The organism is Kitasatospora sp. NPDC001095 (assembly GCF_053598615.1).
In genome coordinates, this window is record NZ_JBSFKQ010000114.1 from 1 (window position 1) to 4,372 (window position 4,372).

The 4,372-nt window shown below is 74.5% G+C and carries 2 protein-coding genes; both read left to right on the forward strand.

All coding sequences use genetic code 11. The annotated features are described in order from the left end of the window. Window positions 1–2,110, forward strand: a 2,110-nt coding sequence (locus tag ACWDBB_RS35950) for an SDR family NAD(P)-dependent oxidoreductase (RefSeq protein WP_449793612.1), incomplete at its 5' end; no start/stop codon positions are given. 52 nt (window positions 2,111–2,162) lie between these two features. Next, the coding region (locus tag ACWDBB_RS35955; protein ID WP_449793613.1) for a type I polyketide synthase at window positions 2,163–4,372 on the forward strand (2,210 nt) is incomplete at its 3' end.

A 4,372-nucleotide genomic window follows, 5' to 3' on the forward strand; every position in this document is an offset into this window, starting at 1 on the left:
CAACGCCACCACCCTCCACGCCACCCTCACCCCCACCACCCCCGACACCACCCACCTCACCATCACCGACCCCACCGGCACCCCCGTCCTCACCGCCGGCCTGACCCTTCGCACCTTCGATCCCAGCACCCTCGGCTCGAACCGCGACCCGCTCTACACGGTCGACTGGCAGAAGCTGCCCATCCACCCCACCGACACCGGAACCGGCACCGGCACCGGCACCACCGACTGGGCCCTCGTCGGCGGGACCACCGACCCGATCGCGTCCGCTCTCGGCATCACCGAGATCCACCCCACCCTGACCGCCCTCCGTGCCGCGGCCGACGCGTCCGGACGTACCCCCGCCACCGTGCTCCTCCCCTGGCCCACCCCAGAGCACGGCCTCCCCGGGGCCGCCCACCACTCCGCCCGCACCGCCCTGGCCGTCCTCCAGGAGTGGCTGTCCGACGAACGCCTCGCCGACTCCCGCCTTGTCGTCCTCACCCGGGGCGCCGTCGCGGCCGGTCCCGCCCCCGCGGTCCCCGCCCTCGCGGACTCGCCCGTCTGGGGCCTGCTGCGGACCGCGCAGTCGGAGGCTCCCGGCCGGTTCACCGTCCTCGACCTCGATCCCGCGGTCCCGGTCCACGAGAGTGCCCGCCTGCTGCCCGATGCCCTCGCCTCCGGTCGCAGCCAGCTCGCCGTCCGCGACGACGCCCTCCACAGCCCGACCCTCGGCCGCACGACCGCCACCGGCACCGGCACCGGCACCGGCACCATCGACCTCGCTCCCGCCGGAACCGTCCTGATCACCGGTGCCTTCGGTCAACTCGGTGCGCTGCTGGCCCGGCACCTGGTGACCGAGCACGGCGTCCGCCACCTCCTGCTCACCAGCCGCCGGGGCGCCGACGCCCCCGGCGCCGCCGAACTCATCACCGAACTCACCGACTCCGGCGCCGAGGTCCGGGCCGTCGCCTGCGACACCACCGACCGCGACGCCGTCGCCGCCCTCCTCACCGCCATACCCACCGACCACCCCCTCACCGCCGTCATCCACACCGCCGGCGTCCTCGACGACGGCATCATCACCGCCCTCACCCCCGAACGCCTCGACACCGTCCTGCGCCCCAAGATCGACGCCGCACTGCACCTCCACGAGCTGACAGCCCACCTCCCGCTGTCCGCCTTCGTCCTGTACTCCTCCGTCAGCGGCCTCACCGGCACCGCCGGCCAGGCCAACTACGCCGCCGCCAACGCCTTCCTGGACGCCCTCGCCCACCACCGACACACCCTCGGCCTGCCCGCCACCTCCCTCGCCTGGGGCCTCTGGGACGAGGGCGGCATGGGCGAGAAGCTGAACGAGGCCGACCTGATCAGGCTTCGCCGCTCCGGGATCGTCCCGATGGCGCCCGAGGACGCGCTGCGGATGTTCGACGCGGCGCTCGGCCACGGCAGCCCCCTGCTCGCCCCGGTCGCCCTCGACAGCTCGGCCCTCCAGGCCAGGTCGGCCTCGGGCACGCTCCCCGAGATCCTGCGCGGCCTGGTTCGGACCGCCCAGCGGCCGCCCCGCGCGAAGGCGGCCCCGACCGCGGTGGCCGCCACCGGCCCGTCCCTGCGCGACCGGCTCGCCGCGGCCCCGACGGAGGAGCGCGAGCCGCTGCTCCTGGAGCTGGTGCGGGAGCACGCGGCGGCCGTCCTCGGGCACGGCTCGCCGGACCGGGTCGAGGCGGAGCGCGGGCTGCTGGACCTCGGGTTCGACTCGCTCACGGCGGTGGAGTTCCGCAACCGGATCAACAAGGTCACCGGGCTGCGCCTGGCCACCACGGTGGTCTTCGACCACCCGACCCCGCTGGCGGTCGCCCGGCACCTGCTCGCCGAACTGGCCCCGGCGCAACCAGCTGGCGCCGGGGGCCCGTTGAAGGCGATCGACCGGCTGGAGGCACTGCTCAAGCAGCACTCGGCGGACGCCGCCGGCGGCGTCGTCCCGGAGGCGGCCGAGATCGCCCAGCGCCTCCAGCACGTGTTGCAGGGCTGGCACGGGCTGACGGCCGGGGAGGACCCGGACGGCGACCTGGCGGCGGCGACCGACGACGAGCTGTTCGACGCCCTCGACAAGGAGCTCGGCCTGGCCTGATCCCGCCCGCCGTCCCGCTCCCGACCGACATTTCCAGCTGAAGGTAGATTCCGTGGCGAACAACGACGTGCCGAACAACCAAGCGGCGAACAACGAGGAGAAACTCCGCGAGTACCTCAAGCGGGCCACCACCGATCTGCGGCAGGCCCGACGGCGGCTGACCGAGATCGAGGACGCCCGGCAGGAGCCGATCGCGATCGTCGGGATGGCCTGCCGCTACCCGGGCGGGGTCACCACGCCCGAGGAGCTGTGGCAGCTGGTCGCCGACGGCACGGACGCCATCGGCACCTTCCCCGAGGACCGGGACTGGGAGGAGGACCTGTACGACCCGGACCCGCACGCGACCGGCAAGTCGATCACCCGGCACGGTGGGTTCCTGTACGGTGCCGCCGAGTTCGACCCGGAGTTCTTCGGCCTCAGTCCGCGCGAGGCGCTGGCCACCGACCCGCAGCAGCGGCTGCTGCTGGAGACCGCGTGGGAGGCCGTCGAGCGGGCCGGCATCGACCCGACCAGCCTGCGCGGCAGCGACACCGGGGTCTTCGCCGGGGTGATGTACCACGACTACGCCTCGCGGCTGAAGCCCGCCCCCGAGGAGTACGAGGGCTACCTCGCCAGTGGCAGCCTGGGCAGCGTGGCGTCCGGCCGGCTGGCGTACGTCTTCGGCCTGGAGGGCCCGGCCGTGTCCGTGGACACCGCCTGCTCCTCCTCGCTGATCGCCCTGCACCTGGCCGCCCAGGCGCTGCGGCAGGGCGAGTGCTCGCTCGCCCTCGCGGGCGGGGTGACGGTGATGTCCACGCCCAACACCTTCGTGGAGTTCAGCCGCCAGCAGGGCCTGTCCGCCGACGGCCGGTGCCGTTCGTTCTCGGACGACGCGGACGGCACGGGCTGGGGCGAGGGCGCGGGCCTGCTCCTCCTGGAGCGCCTGTCCGACGCCCGCCGCAACGGCCACCCGGTCCTCGCCCTGATCCGCGGCACCGCCACCAACCAGGACGGCGCCAGCAGCCGGCTCACCGCCCCCAACGGGCCCAGCCAGGAGCGGGTCATCCGCCAGGCCCTCGCCAACGCCCGGCTGACGGCCGACCAGGTGGACGCCGTCGAGGCCCACGGCACCGGCACCAAGCTCGGCGACCCCATCGAGGCGCAGGCCCTGCTGAACACCTACGGCCGCGCCCGCGATGCCGAACACCCGCTCTGGCTCGGCTCGATCAAGTCCAACATCGGCCACTCCCAGGCCGCCGCGGGTGTGGCCGGCGTGATCAAGATGGTCATGGCGATGCGGCACGCGACCCTCCCCCGCACCCTGCACGTCAGCGAGCCCACCAGCCACGTCGACTGGTCCGACGGCACCGTCCGACTGCTCACCGACGCCCGCCCGTGGGGCACCGAGGGCGGCCGGCCGCGCCGCGCCGCCGTCTCCTCCTTCGGCATCAGCGGCACCAACGCCCACGTCATCCTCGAACAGCCCGTCGAGGAAGCCGCGGAGCCGAACACCGGGGAGCCGCCTGCCTCCGCTCCGGCCGCCCTCGAACTCCAGGCCCTGCCCTGGCAGTTGTCCGCCAGGTCGGCCGAGGCCCTGCGCGGCCAGGCCCGCGCCCTGGCCACCCACCTGGAGCGCCGGCCGGGCACCGACACCACCGCCGCCTCCCACGCCCTGGCCGCCCGCACCCGCTTCGACCACCGCGCCGTCGTCCTCGGCCAGGACCGCGAGGGCCTGCTCGCCGGACTGCGCGCGCTCGCCGAGGGCACCGAGGCCCCGGGTCTGGTCACCGGCACGGTCCGGCCGGGCAAGACGGCGTTCCTGTTCACCGGCCAGGGCAGCCAGCGCCCCGGCATGGGGCGCGAACTCTACGAGGCGGTACCGGCGTTCGCCGCCGCCTTCGACGACGCCTGCGACCGCTTCGACCGGCTGCTCGACCGTCCGCTGCACGAGGTGCTGTGGGGCGGCGGCGAGGCTTCGGAGGTGCTGCACCAGACCGCGTACACCCAGGCCGCGCTGTTCACCCTGCAGACCGCCCTCTACCGGACGCTGGAGCAGCAGGGCATCGTCCCCGACTACCTGATCGGCCACTCGATCGGCGAGGTCGCCGCCGCCCACGTGGCCGGGGTGTTCTCGCTGGAGGACGCGGTGAGCCTGGTCGCCGCGCGGGGCTGCTACATGCAGGCCGCGCGCAACGACGGCGCGATGGCCGCCCTGGAAGCCACCGAAGAAGAAGTACTGGCGCTACTGGAGACGCAGGGCCACGGCGCCGACCTCGCCGCCGT